The organism is Paraniabella aurantiaca, assembly GCF_050309965.1.
GTDB lineage: Bacteria > Bacteroidota > Bacteroidia > Chitinophagales > Chitinophagaceae > Niabella.
In genome coordinates, this window is sequence record NZ_JBLOSY010000001.1 from 1,113,656 (window position 1) to 1,129,011 (window position 15,356).

Annotated in this window: 11 protein-coding genes; 6 read left to right on the top strand and 5 right to left on the bottom strand. The window is 42.4% G+C overall.

Going from position 1 to position 15,356, the window contains the following annotated elements; genetic code table 11:
* Positions 1 to 75 precede the first annotated feature (75 nt).
* From ACLOAU_RS04885 to ACLOAU_RS04895, 3 genes are all read left to right on the top strand, one after another.
* Positions 76 to 1,785 carry a helix-turn-helix transcriptional regulator gene (locus tag ACLOAU_RS04885; protein WP_427860728.1) on the top strand — a complete coding sequence of 570 codons (1,710 nt, stop codon included), beginning with the start codon at positions 76 to 78 and terminating at the stop codon, positions 1,783 to 1,785.
* A gap of 507 nt (positions 1,786 to 2,292) precedes the next feature.
* Entirely contained in the window at positions 2,293 to 4,194 is a 1,902-nt protein-coding gene (locus tag ACLOAU_RS04890; protein ID WP_427860729.1) for a choice-of-anchor Q domain-containing protein, read from the top strand.
* Between the two features lie 10 nt (positions 4,195 to 4,204).
* Positions 4,205 to 5,674 (top strand): choice-of-anchor Q domain-containing protein, encoded by a 1,470-nt coding sequence (locus ACLOAU_RS04895; protein WP_427860730.1) that lies wholly within the window; start codon positions 4,205 to 4,207, stop codon positions 5,672 to 5,674.
* 59 nt (positions 5,675 to 5,733) lie between these two features.
* Here ACLOAU_RS04895 and ACLOAU_RS04900 read toward each other — a convergent pair whose 3' ends face one another.
* The gene (locus tag ACLOAU_RS04900; RefSeq protein ID WP_427860731.1) at positions 5,734 to 8,157 is read right to left on the bottom strand and encodes an alpha/beta hydrolase family protein; all 2,424 of its coding nucleotides are present in this window, start codon (positions 8,155 to 8,157) and stop codon (positions 5,734 to 5,736) included.
* Between the two features lie 104 nt (positions 8,158 to 8,261).
* Between ACLOAU_RS04900 and ACLOAU_RS04905 the strand changes: the two genes are divergently transcribed.
* Positions 8,262 to 8,615 carry a DUF3127 domain-containing protein gene (locus ACLOAU_RS04905; RefSeq protein WP_427860732.1) on the top strand — a complete coding sequence of 118 codons (354 nt, stop codon included), beginning with the start codon at positions 8,262 to 8,264 and terminating at the stop codon, positions 8,613 to 8,615.
* 70 nt (positions 8,616 to 8,685) lie between these two features.
* Positions 8,686 to 9,369 carry a hypothetical protein gene (locus ACLOAU_RS04910; protein WP_427860733.1) on the top strand — a complete coding sequence of 228 codons (684 nt, stop codon included), beginning with the start codon at positions 8,686 to 8,688 and terminating at the stop codon, positions 9,367 to 9,369.
* A gap of 141 nt (positions 9,370 to 9,510) precedes the next feature.
* Here ACLOAU_RS04910 and ACLOAU_RS04915 read toward each other — a convergent pair whose 3' ends face one another.
* Positions 9,511 to 10,824, bottom strand: coding sequence for an ABC transporter permease (locus ACLOAU_RS04915; protein ID WP_427860734.1), 1,314 nt, complete (start codon positions 10,822 to 10,824; stop codon positions 9,511 to 9,513).
* Between the two features lie 49 nt (positions 10,825 to 10,873).
* On the opposite strand from ACLOAU_RS04915, the gene ACLOAU_RS04920 reads away from it, so the two are divergent.
* Positions 10,874 to 11,293: a clan AA aspartic protease gene (locus ACLOAU_RS04920; protein ID WP_427860735.1), complete on the top strand. Its 420-nt coding sequence runs from the start codon at positions 10,874 to 10,876 to the stop codon at positions 11,291 to 11,293.
* A 1-nt stretch (position 11,294) separates the two neighbouring features.
* On the opposite strand, the gene cysS is transcribed toward ACLOAU_RS04920, so the two are convergent.
* The 3 genes from cysS to ACLOAU_RS04935 all read right to left on the bottom strand — a co-directional run bounded on the left by cysS (position 11,295) and on the right by ACLOAU_RS04935 (position 15,350).
* Positions 11,295 to 12,797 carry a cysteine--tRNA ligase gene (gene cysS / locus ACLOAU_RS04925; RefSeq protein WP_427860736.1) on the bottom strand — a complete coding sequence of 501 codons (1,503 nt, stop codon included), beginning with the start codon at positions 12,795 to 12,797 and terminating at the stop codon, positions 11,295 to 11,297.
* A 102-nt stretch (positions 12,798 to 12,899) separates the two neighbouring features.
* On the bottom strand, positions 12,900 to 14,132 hold the full coding sequence (locus ACLOAU_RS04930; protein ID WP_427860737.1) for a hypothetical protein: 1,233 nt from the start codon (positions 14,130 to 14,132) through the stop codon (positions 12,900 to 12,902).
* A gap of 105 nt (positions 14,133 to 14,237) precedes the next feature.
* A complete protein-coding gene (locus ACLOAU_RS04935) occupies positions 14,238 to 15,350 on the bottom strand; it encodes an endonuclease/exonuclease/phosphatase family protein (protein WP_427860738.1) in 1,113 nt (370 codons plus the stop codon).
* Positions 15,351 to 15,356 lie beyond the last annotated feature (6 nt).

Here is a 15,356-nt window from a genome sequence, read left to right on the forward strand (position 1 = left end):
GCTAAACGATTATTTTTACAGTACATGCCCATGCGATTAAAATTGACTGTATGCACTGTATTATTTCTCTGTCAGATGGTTGTTTTGGCACAACCTAAGACTATCAGTCCATATATCGAAGCCTGGAAAAAGACCGGGAGAGATCAAAGCTATGCCTCTCAGGTATTTTTCGACTCTCTTCGGCTTACCAAATATGACCCCGCTGCTAAAAAACGTTACTGGAATGATATCAGCCAGCTGCATCATTACCTGGACAGGCACCCGGATCGCAGGCTGGGCGTTCGTTTAATGATGTTTGAAATAATGGCGGCAAGAGAGCACGGACTGGCATCTAAATATTATAGTGTTGTTGACAGCATCATCAAAATCGCCTACCCCCTTAACGACCCCCAATTAAATGCCGAACTCTATAGTATCAGGGCTGATTTACCGCCATCGGATGAAACCCATTTGCTTTACAACCTGAAAGCTGTTGAAATACAACGCAGCATAGGTTTTTCGTATTTTCCTTACGTGCACAACCGTTTTTTTGGCATTAGCGCCGTTTTATTCGGCCAAAGTAATTATGCTCAATGTATCGCATATGGCAAGGAGGGACTTAAAACCTGGAATTTAGACAGCGTTCACCGCGACCCAAGGGTATATATTTTCCAGCTTGATATAATTGGCGCCTCCTATCGCAATTTAAATAAACCGGACAGCGCCCGCTGGTACTATAACCATATTATAGCATCGGTATCGAACGATACAGACCCATGGTTTATTAAGTTATGGACTGGAATATCAAAGGGCAATATAGGTCGCACCTATACCGGCGAGGGCAATTTTGATGCGGCAGCCCCTTTATTAAATACCTACCTGCAAGTTAGCCGGGAATGTGGAGATTGGCTCAATATTGCCATTGCACAAAATGCACTATCTACCTTCTACTTTAAACAAAAAAAATACAACATGGCAGCCTCTTTCGCCGCCGAAGCGCTGGCCGCGGCTAAAGAGCATAAACTAAACACTGAATTAATCAGCTCAGCAGCCCTGCTTGCTAATATCTACCGCATTCAAAGAAATATCGACAGTGCTTTTTATTATTATGAGCTGGAAAACCAGTATAAACAACGGGAAGGGGAAGAATTGAAAAAAAGCGAGCTGAGTGTTGTTAAAGCACAAATTGCATTCGACAATTTGCAACATTCCCTAATTCTTGCACAAGCTTCCGTTAGCCGCGAAAAGGGCCTTCGAAATGCTATTCTGGTAACTATTTTGCTGCTCATCATCATTGTGCTGCTTTTATACAATAAAAAGAGAACCCGTGATCAAACCAGGCTCAGGGAAGCAAGGGAGCGGCATGCACGGGCCGAGCAACAGGTAGCAGATGCAAGGGATAGAATCGCTGTCTTTACCCGCCATCTTATTGATAAAAACAATTTAATCGATTCGCTTCGGATACAACTCGATCAGTCAAAGGACCTAACCCATGAAGTAACAGACAAGCTACTGGCGGAGCCACTCCTAACGGAAGCAGGTTGGGAAAATTTCCGGCAGGAGTTTTCAAAGGCCTATCCTGTGTTCTTTCAACAACTCAGGGAACGATGTGAAGGGCTCACTCCGGCAATGGAGCGACTTGCAGCGCTTATTTTTCTACAGCTTAATAATTATCAAATTGCCAACGCACTGGGTATTGGTAAAGAAAGTGTTGCCCGTAGTAAAAGACGCCTGAGAACTATTTTAAAGCTGGCGGCAGATGAAAGCCTGGAAGATCACGTAAAAACCTTAGCTACCAGGAGCTAGCCCTCTTCGTCACTACTTAGTGATTGTCCCGAAATTGTCCGCCACGAATTTTGGCGCAGGCTTCCTTAAAAGTCATATTTGCAAGTATGAAACAACGCAGGCACATTATAAACATGCTGATCATCATTTTTATCGGTTTGCTATTGGTGTTGGCCGTATGGTACTATTTCGAATACAGGATCCGCTCCAACTAACCGTCTTCTTTAAATAAGAAATGTAAGCCGGTTTACGGCCTCCGGAAATGAAGCATATCCCTATCCAATTAATTAATAAGATCGCCCATCAAAGCCCTAAAATAAGCATCTCCTCCATTTTGTTACTTTATATAAATTTTTAGATACTTGATTTACAATAAATAACGATTGTCCGGATTTTGTCCGCCCTCTGTCCGCATTTCATCCTTTCGTCATTTTGGAGACCCAATTGCAAAGCTTCACCTTTAGCACCAGCGAAATAAATCGCCAGAAGATCATCGGCTGCTCTAGCCCTTTCAAAATTGACTCAATCATGAAAAAGCTTTTATTTTTTTTGCTTGTATTAACCTTTTATGCCCCACTCCTGTTCTCTCAAACCATTTATGTAAACCATGCTGCTACCGGAAGCAACGATGGCAGTTCGTGGCAAAACGCTTATCAAAACCTAACAACGGCGCTAACCGCAGCCCATGCTAATACCGCCATTACCCAAATATGGGTAGCAAAAGGGACTTATTACCCTTCCACTACCAATAACCGTGATGATTTTTTTAACATCAGGCGAAATAACTTACAGGTATATGGTGGGTTTGCGGGCACCGAAACTGATTTAACGCAACGAAATGCCGTTGTCCATCCAACTATTCTAAGTGGCAATATTGGCTCAACGACTTCCAATAGCGATAATAGCTATCACATTATGGTGATTGAGCTGAATCCCTCCAGCCCACAACCTATTGACAACTCGCTGGTCGTTGACGGCTTCACGTTTTCGGAAGGGAATGCTAACGCTGGCAGTGTATTTAATTCATTATACCCCCGGTATACCGGCTCTTCTATATTCATTTCATGCAATTTCAACTCCATCAATATTACACCGTTGATCCGCAACTGCATTTTTGCAGACAACCGCGCCTTTTCCAGCGGAGCCTTAACTTACTATGGCATATCTGCAGGCAGCAACGCACTCACTATAGAAAAATGTACTTTTCAAAACAACTATGCCGGCTATTCGGGAGCAGCAATTGATATAATGCAACTCGATGCAGCGGGGTACGGCGTTCCGGGTGTATTTTCAGTAGCTGTTGAGAAATGCTCCTTCTTCGGTAACGCGGTAGATAATTACTCGCAAGGCGGCGCCAATGGCGGAGTGGGTGCGGGCATTAACACTTTTGGTCAGGGAACTCTAAGGGTAAATAATACCACATTTATCAATAATACAATAGGACCGTCTACGAGTTTTGCCGGAACCTACAAGGGTACCGCTGTATCCGTTAGAAATGGAGGCAATACAACCATTGTTAACAGCCTGGCTTACGCCAATAACAACTACATTCCTTTTTACAATATCCAGTCAACCCTTACGTTCGTTAATGCTACCGTATACAATCCGGGAAGCAGTGCGCTGGATTTGAACAATCCCGTAGCCAACAATATTTACAACTCCATATTATGGACGGATAACAGCACAGCCAATATAATAGCAGTAAGCAATGGTAGTCCGACCATAAATATTGAGAATTCCATCCTCAATGCTACGCGTCAGGGCACTATAACAGGTTCCAATATCATAACAACCAACCCCGCATTTACCAATCCCGCCTCAGGCGACTTTAGCCTGCAACCCGGAAGCCCGGCCATCAACTCAGGCAATGGAACTTTTTACAATAATAGCATTTATGGTAACGGAGACCTGGAAGGAAATCACCGTATTGCCCAAACATCTATTGATATAGGTGCCTATGAAAGCAATTCTACTGCACTGCCGGTACTGTTTGGAGCCATATCAGCGGCTATCAGAAACGGCCAGCTGTTGGTTGCCTGGACTACCGAATCGGAAATTTATAACGATCATTTTGACATTGACATATCGGACGATGGAAAACAGTTTACAAACATCGCTACTGTAGCGTCAAAAGCAACAGGAGGAAGCGCCAATACGCCATTGACCTACCAGTATAGTACAAGTATATCCCAACTGATCTCCATTTTAGGAGCAGCGGCTTTCGCATTCTTATTTCTGTGTCCCATTGGCAGGCAAAGACATAAAACAGGACCGGCGTCCGTACTCCTCATTGCCGGCGTAATATTCTGGAGCTGCTCCAAGCAGGATCAGTTATCAGGCAACAGTAACAACTTATTCTTACGAATTGTACAAGTTGATAAAGATGGTAAAAAATCCCATAGTAAAATTCTCAGGGTATCGGAACAATAAATGTAATGGTATGAAAAAGAAACCGCTCTTGGATCAATCAATATGTTTTTTCATCAAAGCTGCTCTTCTACTTTTTTTAACCGGTTCTGTTTTCTCTACCAGGGCGCAAAATACCCGGTATATAAAGCCCTCAGCCTCCGGTTTAGCTGATGGAAGTAGCTGGGCTAATGCAGCCAATAACCTGCAGGCTGTAATAGATGCTGCAGCTAATAACGATACGATATGGATCGCAGCAGGAACCTACCAGCCCGGCAACAATCAATGGTTTAACCTGACCAAACCTTTAAATATCTATGGAGGATTTTCTGGTAACGAAAGCGCTTTACAGGAACGTAGTCCCAATACCGCTCCCACTATTTTAAGGGGAAATGGCAGCTCGGTACTAAGATGGACGGGAGCGGGAATAAAGGTTATTGACAAGTTAAGTGTTACCGGCGGGCGGGGTACAGGTGCGGGCGGATTGCTTTGCAGCGACGGAGTTATTAATATTAGTAACTGCCGTTTTTTTGACAACAGAACCAGCGGCAACGGCGGAGGCGTACTTCTTACTAATGGCAGCGCTTTTATACAGAACAGTATTTTTTACAACAACGCTGCTTTTGCAGGATTTGCTATATGGGCGCAAGCCAATGTTATTTCGGTAACCAATTGCACCATTGCCGACAATGCCTATATATATCATCCCTACACTAATGCCAACGGCAGCACAATTTTCAGTAACACCAATAGTTTTTCCATACAAAACAGTATTTTCTGGAATAATACACACGCCATTAGCAGCCTCAACACGCCACTACATATTACCTTCTCTAATATCCAGGGAGGGTTTAGCGGTACCGGTAATATCAATTCAACTCCTCTTTTTACAGCAGAATATAAATTACAGCCAGCCAGCCCCTGCATTAATGCGGGAGATCCTCAAACCAATCAGACCGGGTATGCTGTACAGTCAGGCGAACTGGATTTAGCAACCATGAACCGCATAGCAGGAACCCGCATAGACATGGGCGCTTTTGAAAATGAAAGTGTATTACCTGTTCGTTTCGGGCATATAGCAGCAACTATACAAAACCAACAGTTAGTCGTAAAATGGAGTACACTAACCGAAACAAACAATGATTATTTCGATATTGAAGTATCTGCTGACGGGAAGCATTTTAAAAAATTGACTACCATACAATCATTAGCGTTAAGCGGTAACTCAGACCTGCCATTGCACTACGAATATATTATAGAAGCTACGCAGGTAATGTTTTTACCGGTTTTAATTTATTTATTCCTGCTATGCTTTTTGATCGATGCAAAAAACAGAAAGCCATTCTTAATAATACTCATTGCAGGAACCGCCACGCTTTGGGGTTGTTCAAAAAGTAGCAGCCGGCCTGAATTGGTCAGCACTAAAATTTTCCTGCGTATTGCCCAGATTGACAGGGACGGTAAAAAAGAATACAGCAAAACTATTACCGTAGTGAATCAATAAAAAGAAGTGCCAACCGAAATATGGGCTGGCACTTCTTCCTGGTTATTAATTAATCGCCTTTATTTTCCTTTCAGGTACTTATCTAAAAATTGCTCCTGCTCCCAAAGGGTATGCAATATATTTTCCTTGGCTGCATACCCATGGCTTTCCTTGGGCAATATAACCATCCTGGCCTGGCCACCCAATCCTTTAATGGCCTGGAAGTAACGTTCTGTTTGCAATGTAAATGTGCCAGGATTATTATCGGCCTCTCCATGAATCAGCAAAATAGGCTTTTTGATTTTTTGTGCGTTCATAAAGGGCGACATCGTATTGTAAATCTCCGGCACATCCCAGTAATTACGTTGCTCGCTCTGGAATCCAAAAGGTGTAAGCGTTCTGTTATAAGCGCCGCTACGTGCAATGCCACAGGCATAATCGTTGGAATGTGTAAGGAGGTTCGCAGTCATAAATGCTCCGTAAGAATGGCCTCCTACTGCCACTTTATTACGATCAATATATCCCAGTTTATCTACTGCATCAATAGCCGCACGACCATTTGCAACCAGTTGTTCAATAAAATTATCGTTCGGCTCTTTCGTTCCTTCACCGATTATCGGGAATGAAGCATCATCCAGAACTGCATAACCCTTGGTTACCCAATATACAAAGGATCCATAATAAGGGAATGTAAATTCATTGGGATTCTTATCGCTTTGACCCGCACTGTTTTTGTCCTTAAACTCTTGCGGATAAGCCCATATTAACAATGGCAACTTTTCTTTTTTCGTTTTATCGTATCCTGCCGGCAGGTATAAGGTTCCGGAAAGGTCTACCCCATCGGCACGTTTGTAATGTATCACTTCTTTGTGCACATTGGCAATGGCTTCAAACGGGTTTTTATTAAAAGTGATCTGTATAGGAGCTATTTTCTTTTTGTAATTGCGGAAATAATAATTGGGATATTCGTTAGAAGACTGTACCTGTACCAAAGCAACCCCGTTTTTAAAGTCTTCTATAGAATAGATGGTTTCCATTTTATCTTTAGCAGTACTTTGGTATAACCTTTTTGTTTTTAAGTTTTTCAGGTTAAATTCGTCGATAAAGGGGAACTGTCCTTCTTTGGTGAATCCCTTTCCAACTAAAAACAGGTTATCTCCTTCTATAGCCAGCACGTTTCTACCGTATTCGTTTTCTTTTGTTTCAAAACTGCCGGGATCGCTATAAATATCCTGGTAGTTACGATCAAAAACCAATTGAGGCTGACTGCCAGGCGCTGAAGGATTGACCAGGTAAGTTTTCTGATTACGGGTGTCGTACCAGCTATCCATCAATACCGCAGTTGAAGCATTGCCCCAAATTACACCTCCATAACGCTGCTTTGTTTTAGCAACAGATACGGGAGCCGCAGTAAAAGGCGCTTCCCAGGTAAAAAGCTCATCCCTGTACTCCACTTTGTTAGCCGGATCGCCTTTATCTAATGCTTCTACAAAATATAAAGACGCTGGTTGATCAGCACGCCAGGAGAGGCTTCTCTTGCCCGTAACTACAGCACCAAATCCTTTAGGCATGATCTCTACCAACGGCTTTTCGTTTACTGTTTTTACTTCCTTTCCCTGCAGGTCATAAACAACAGCAGCCTGCGGAAACCGGCTTAACGGAACGATATAAGAGAATGGCTTCTTAATGGTAGTTAACATGATATAGTTGCCATCCGGAGAGATAGATTGGTTATCATAAATATCGGCGCCCTTATACAGTTTCTTATCGCCCGTGATACTTACATTGTACAATTCAGCACTAACCAGTGTTTCAAAGTTCTGCTCGTCGGTTTTATTCTTTAAAAGATCCTGGTAGGTTCTGTTTTGTGAAACCTTACCCTCAGCTACAGAAACAATAGGCCCTTTGGGAAGATCTTTTTTCGAATCGATCAAAGCGGGTCTGTTGGCCGGTATCATCCTCACCAGCAGTGTTTTATTGTCTTTGTACCAGGTAAACGGCACACCCATATTCGCATTAAGATTGGCGTCGGTAAGCTTCGTTGCAGTTGCAGTAGCTACATCTATTACCCAAAGCTCCACCCCGGTGGGAGTGGTATTGGTAAATGCAATTTTTGAATCATCGGGGCTCCAGGATATATAAGTTATCCTGGGGTTAGCAGGCAAACCGGCTACCTGGGTGGGTTCAGCTTTTATATCTTTTATTTTCCTGATCTTCAAATTATTGCTGTAAGTTACCGTCGATGATATATTGGTAATGGGGTTGATCCTTAAACCTGCCAATCTCATTTCATCCTGGTTCAGATCATCCAGTGTTTTGTACACGCTCCTGTACGACAACAGCATATAGTTTTTTTTAGTATCCATCGATACTGTAGGAGCTGGCTCGTAGTCGGTAAGAGCCAGAATGGACGCTGATGGTTTTTGATAAGCCAGGTCTTCCTGTGCTTTTACAGACCCGATAAACAAAAAGCAGGCTAAAGCTGAGATGATTGGGATGCGCATAACAATAATCAATTTTTACAAAAATAGTGCGAAGCGCTATGAAATACTCCACGAAATCTGCCAGCTATTGTTAATGCCTTTATCTTTGTGTCAATAAATATTTTATGGATTTAACAGCGAAATTAGTACAGATGTTACCCCTGCAAAAAGGTCAGGGTAAGAATGGAGAATGGAAAAAACAGGACATTATTGTTGAAACAGGCGGACAGTACCCTAAAAAAGTGTGCATTTCTATCTGGGGCGATAAGATCAACGAAAAAGCCCTCCAGATTGGCAATACCCTTAACATATCTTTCGATGTGGAAAGCAGGGAGTATAACGGCAGATGGTATACAGATGTGAAAGCCTGGAAAGTAGAAGTGGCGGGAGCTACAGCAGGTGGCGGCAACAGCAGCTATGCAGATGATATGCCTCCGGACATCCATTACGATGATTCAAAGGATGATCTTCCTTTTTAGTTTTAAGCCTTTATTATAACTATCCTAGTTTATTGCGCTTTACCTTTATCCCAAAGAAAACCTTATTGCAATGAAGAAATTTTTTGTGTTTTTGATGCTTGGCAGCGTATTAATAACAAGCTGCAAAAACGGCTGTGGTAAAAAAGGCAGTGACCAGCCAACTGATGATTCAACCACTTACAATAAGGGAGAGCGTGCTGACACCTTAATAACCAATCCACAAGTTGACTCAGCGCGGATCAGGCTCAGCAAGGATTCTGTTTTGACCAGCCTTACCAAAGAAGTGTTGACCATCTTTAAAGACAAGCAATACACAAAGCTGGACTCGTTGATACATCCTGAAGAGGGAGTTCGTTTTTCGCCCTATGCAACCGTTTCAGCCGACGATAAAAAATTTTCCCGCGAAGAATTCAACGCATTGGTTACTTCCAACAAAAATAAAAAGATCAATTGGGGAAGCTTTGATGGCAGCGGAGACCCGATCAGCCTAACAGCCGCAGAGTATTTTAAAAGGTTTGTATATGACGCCAATTTTGTTGCTCCTGAAAAGTATGATATCAATAATTTCATTGAAACAGGCAATTCAATAAATAATTTGAAGTCGAAATACGAAGGCAGCGACTTTACCGAAAGTCACTTTTCGGGATCGAAAAAGAACGGAGGTATCGATTGGAAATCAGTACGGTTAGTGTTTAAGGAAATAGGTGGCAAGTATTACCTGGTAGGTGTGGTGCACGATCAGTGGACGATATAGAGATGACAGTATACAGATGGCAGATGATAGACAAAAATATTCAACAAATAAAGTGTGGATAATATCAAATTAGGCGTGCAATCGAATACCTGATATTCCAGTCAACAGCCAACTATCATCTGCCAACTGTATCTGCTTAACCTACACCAGCCCCTGCCTTTTCAATCCCCAATGTGCAATTAACTGAAACAGGAGAATCATCACTATCGTGGGGATTAATATGGTAATAATATCCTTTAGTTGTCCACCCTCTAAAAACAAACCATAAAAAGCTTCCAAACACCAATGCAAAGGTGATATACGCATTAACCCCTGCATGGACTGGGGCATAGCAAATGCGGGCACCAGCAGTCCGCCAACAGCTGCAAACAAAACAATAGTCACCGCCCCTATGCCATTGCTTTGCTCCTGGGTTTTGGCAAATACACCGATCATAATAGCAAAGCTGGCCGCACACCAGCCACATAAAATAATCACCAGTAAAAGGCTCCCTTTATCATGTGGAAAGTCCAGGCCGGGTAAACCGATAAGCGGGAATACCCATTTGCCTATAGAGAAAATAACCAGGGCCTGTATAACAGTTATGATCACGTAAGCTATCTGCTTTGATATCATTGCCAGCATAATAGAAGTGGGCATGGTTTTCAGCCGCATAAAACTACCGCTGTTCTTTTCCCTTACAATACTGGCTCCTAATGATATAACAATAAAGAACATAGCAAATACCGTCCATGCCGGTATATTATGCTGGGTGGCATTTACAATAACATGCCCTCCATCCTTTGATACAGATAATTGCTGTATAGGTGTTTGATTGGTCAATATCTGTTGTTCCAGATCGGTGGGCATAGCTGCTGAATCGTTAATGGCACTGTACAACTGCCTGACAATATATTTGCTTTGTACAATCTGCAAAACACTATTCAGTGCCCCGTCTATTCCCTGCCTGAAAGAAGCCTGCAACACAGGATGATAAAATAATACCACAGAACTTGAAGCCTGTGGTTTTGAACCAGCGGAATCGCCGGCGCTTACTGCCACAGATTGTAGGGCCTGTCCCGCCACGTGCTCCGATTTTGACATTACATCAGTAGTATATTGCTTAGGTATTACCAGTCCCAATAAAGCGTCTTTATCCTGCAAACGCTGTTTTAAAACCGCCTCATCCTCCCCGGCAGACAATTTTTTAATGGTGAACATACCCCCTTTTTCCAGCGTAGCCTCCAACTCCTTGCCGGCAGCACCTTCATCTTTATTCAAAAGCAGCAGCGGTACTTTTTTATCATTCACCAGCTCAAACGTACTGTTTTGCACAGTAGTAATTACTATGGCCAGAACAATGGGCATTACAAACATCAGGGTAAGCCCTACCTTATCACGCGTAAGAATACGCCAGTCCTTTTTTATAGTTGCCCAGAGCTTGTACACAGGGTGGCAAATGTAACAGTTTTTCAACTTTTAAATTTTCAGTTTAAAGCGTTAAATTTGATTAAATGAAAAACCTATGGGCATTATTTATGCAGAAATAGAATTGATCAATGGTGATGATCTGGCATTGGCAAGACGCCATGTTATTGGAGAAGACGAAATAAAACGCATGGCAGTAAACATGCTGGTAGATACCGGCAGCGTTTATATGTGTATTAATCAAAGTGTTCAGGAGCAATTGCAGCTGAACATTGTTGAAAAAAGAAAAGGTCAGCTTGCTGACGGAAGCATAGTTGAATATGACGTTGCAGGACCCATTGAAGTAAGGTTTAGAAACAGGAGATGTGTAGTAGATGCAATGGTATTACCTGGCGATAGCGAGATGCTTTTAGGCTCCATTCCACTGGAAGATATGGATGTGGTAATTCACCCCTACCGTCGGGAACTTATTGTGAACCCTGAACATCCCTATTTTGCCCAGATGAAACTCAAGTAACCTATTCAACATTCCAGTTCACTGTTCCGTCTTTTTCGTCTTTAAGGGTAATACCTATTCGGGCCAATTGATTACGTATAGAATCTGATGTCACAAAGTCCTTCCTGCCACGCGCTTCCCGGCGTATGTCAATAAGCACCTGCATTACATCTTTAAGCTTTTCGTTATCAGCAGCCGATACACCTTTTAGTCCAAAGATATCTTCCAGGTAAACCTTAAACTGAATCTGCAGCTTATTAAAAGTGTCGATAGACAAGGCAGTTATATTTACCGCTTTGTCTTTGATACCATTGATAATGGGAGCCAGTTCAAACATATTCGCTAACACTTTAGCAGTGTTGATATCATCATTCATAAACTCATCAAACTCATCTACCAGCTTACTCACTTTCTGATCCAGTTCTTTATCACCTGCTTCCGCACCTAATTCGCTGCTCCGTAATTGAAGCCTGATCAGGTTTTCGTATGCTTCCCATAACCTTTTCAATCCTTTTTCGGATGCCTGTAATGCTTCATTGCTAAAGTCCAGTGTGCTGCGATACTGACTCTGTAAAATAAAGAACCTTACCACCATGGGATGAAATGCCTGGCTTAGTAAAGGATGATCACCGCTTAACAACTCTGTAAGCTTTATTACGTTATTGTAGCTTTTTCCCATCTTCCGCCCGTTGATAGTGATCATATTGTTATGCATCCAATACTTAACAGGTGCGGTATTATTGCAGATAGTACTTTGAGCGATCTCACTTTCATGGTGGGGAAATTGCAAATCCATTCCTCCTCCATGTATATCAAACTGTTTCCCTAAATACTTGGTAGCCATCGCCGAGCACTCTATATGCCAACCGGGAAAACCCTCACCCCAGGGACTTTGCCAGCGCATAATATGCTGTGGTGGCGCAGCCTTCCAAAGTGCAAAATCAGCCTGATTATTTTTTTCACCCTGCCCTTCCAGTTCACGTGTATTTTCCAGCAGATCCTCTATTTTTCTGCCACTTAACTTTCCGTAATCGTAATTGGCAGCGTATTTCTTTACATCAAAATACACTGAACCATTTCTCTCGTAAGCATACCCCTCGTCAATCAGCTTTTTAATCATTTCAATTTGCTCTACGATATGCCCGGTCGCAGTAGGCTCGATTGATGGAGGAATATTATTGAACTGCAGCATAGCCCAATGAAACAGGTTGGTGTATTTCTGCACCAGCTCCATTGGTTCCAGTTTCTCCAATACAGCCTTACTGGATATTTTATCCTCTGCCTGGCGTCCTTCTTCTTCAAAATGGCCCGCATCGGTAATATTACGCACATAACGAACCTTATATCCCAAATGAGTTAAATAACGATACAACACATCAAATGTAACATAAGGCCTCGCATGCCCTAAGTGACTTTCACCACTCACCGTGGGTCCGCACACATACATACCCACATATCCCGGGGTTACCGGCTCAAATACCTCTTTTTGCCTTGATAACGAATTATATACTTTTAACTCACTCATTTCTTCTGAAATTTCTAAAGATTGCAAAAATAACGGATATCTAAGGCAATAAAAAACCGGGATTGAAGCCCCGGTACGTTTAGATTAGATATTGGTAAGTCTCTAGGGATTTATTGCTTTAATTATTTTCGAATTAGTTTGCTTGCCGTCTTTATCTACCTGCAGTATCCTAATATACAGATCTTTCGCACCCGGATTTACTGTTTCAGAAGATTTGCTACAAGATGCGCCCGCAATAGCCACCATTAGCACAATACCACAGCCTAAGACCCACTTGTTTTTCCGGACACACATGAACAACAGCAGGCAGAAAGCCACCAAACTGAAAGCAACCGCAGCATAATGAACCTCGTTCGCATTAGAAAACCGGTAGGTAATTACCTGATCAGAAGTACCTCTTTCAGCTTTCGATTGAACAGCGCCAATAGTTTTAAAATGTTGGCCATCGGCCGACGCCTGTACCTCAAAATGGTCGTTATTCGTTTCAGAAAGTGTTTGCCAGTTTACAGTAAGTTTTCCAACACTCCATATTGCATCAATTTCACCAAATGCAACAGGAAGCACCTGATTGGCAGTCCACTTAAAATCACCAATAGAAATTGCAGCATTAATATCCGGCCTGTTATTCCTGATAATATGCGTTACCACCACACTGTCTACGGAAACCGTGGGATCTGCAACGAAATAAATGGTTCCCTGGGCATTACTTTGATTTTGTGTACCAGACAGGAAACTCCAGCCATTAGATTCTCCCCAAACGCCATTTGCGCCACCATTAAATTGAACTACGGTTCCCGAACCTGATGTATTACCAGACCAGGCAAATGATGTGGCGGTATTGGGATCTCCAAATGTAAACGTGTAAGGCACCAGGGTTCCCGCGTTATATATTCTTACTTCGATTGAATCATACGGGTTATCTACATCATTCACCGTAAACGTAAGCCCTTTAGGCCTGATTGTGGCTGTAGAAAAATCGGCTACCACATTTGACCGGCCAAAATCACAATTACCGTTATTAGCAGTAGAGTTGCGCGCAATTGCAAGCGGGTATCCTGATGTAGAAGGAAAATATCCGTTATTGTAACAAAATGTCGGCCTTCTGAAAGATGCCGGGCTATTAATTGAAAATGTTGCGAGATTCGCGTCGAGGCAGGTGGCATCCAGCCGTAAAAAAGGTTTGATAGTCACTCCATCAGGTGCCACAACCGCTGCTAGCTGTGTATTGGTCGACGTACAATTCTGCTGTCCGGGTGATGGAAAAGTTGTGGTTTGTCCCTCAACCCTTAGTCCTCCGAAAAACAAAACCAGTAAGAGAAATACAGAAGTTTTCATACGAGCCTATTTACTATTGCAGTCTAAAAGTAAATCAGGGCTCTTTCGTAAAACGATGATTTTCGACCAGTTAAGCTTTTTTTTCGACGAACCGGAGGTTTTAATCTATTTAAGTTTAAGGTCAGCCACTACCATATAATGGTCAGATGATTTAGTGGTGATGCGCTTACATTGTTCTACGCCAAAATTTTTATCAGTAAGAATATAGTCGATCCTGAGTGTGGGAGACAAGGAAGAATAGGTGCGGCCCACCCCAAAACTTTTCTGCAGAAAGGCATCCTGCATGTCGCCCCTTATCGTTTTATAGGTGTAGGAATTGGGGACATCGTTCAGATCGCCGCAAAAAATAACAGGATGCGGGCTATTACTAATGATGCTACTGATCATATCAGCCTGTATACTACGATGGGTAATAGCCACACTTAATTTAGATAATATATAGCGGGCATTACCCCAAACATTGCCTTTGATCCCTTTTAACTCCTGTATTTTAGAAAGATCTTCCTTCCTGAACTGGTTAGACTGCAAATGGGTGGTATACACCCTAAGCAGCTTTTTACCCATTTTTATATCCGCAAATACCAGCGCTTCAGGTAAAGTAGGGCGTGGGAAACGCACCATTCCTGTATCAACAATCGGAAACCGGCTAAATATCACGCTGCCATTGAACAGGCTATCACCATCCTTTTCATGAGAAAAATAATGATATGGATAGTTTAATCCCTTTCCAACTGCCACGATATTATTATACCAATCCTGCTTTACAGATGATGAAAACTCCTGGAAACATAAAATATCTGCATTTACCTGGGCAATCTGTTTGAGCATCTTATACCGGGTTTGACTCCCCATGTTGTTATTTTTCACCATTTCAATAAAACGGGCAACGTTCCAGGTGGCAACCCGCACATGGTCTTTTTCCTTTTTCTCATTAAAAGAGCTGAATATGTTTACCGCGAAGAAGCTGGTGATTTCCCCGCCTCCCAGCAACAGCGCTATGCCCGATAACAGTGCCCATTTCTTTCTTACAAAAATCCACCATATCAAAAAAACGATGACAAATAAAAGTAAAAAGGGGAAAGCAAGGCTGATCAGAGACAGCAATGGAGCTTCTTCGGGGTTGATATACGGGTTGATGCAAGCCAATAAAAAGGCCAGGACGATTATACTATTTATGACAAACAGTACCCGATTGCTTATTCTTGCAAAAAGTCCCATGATGTA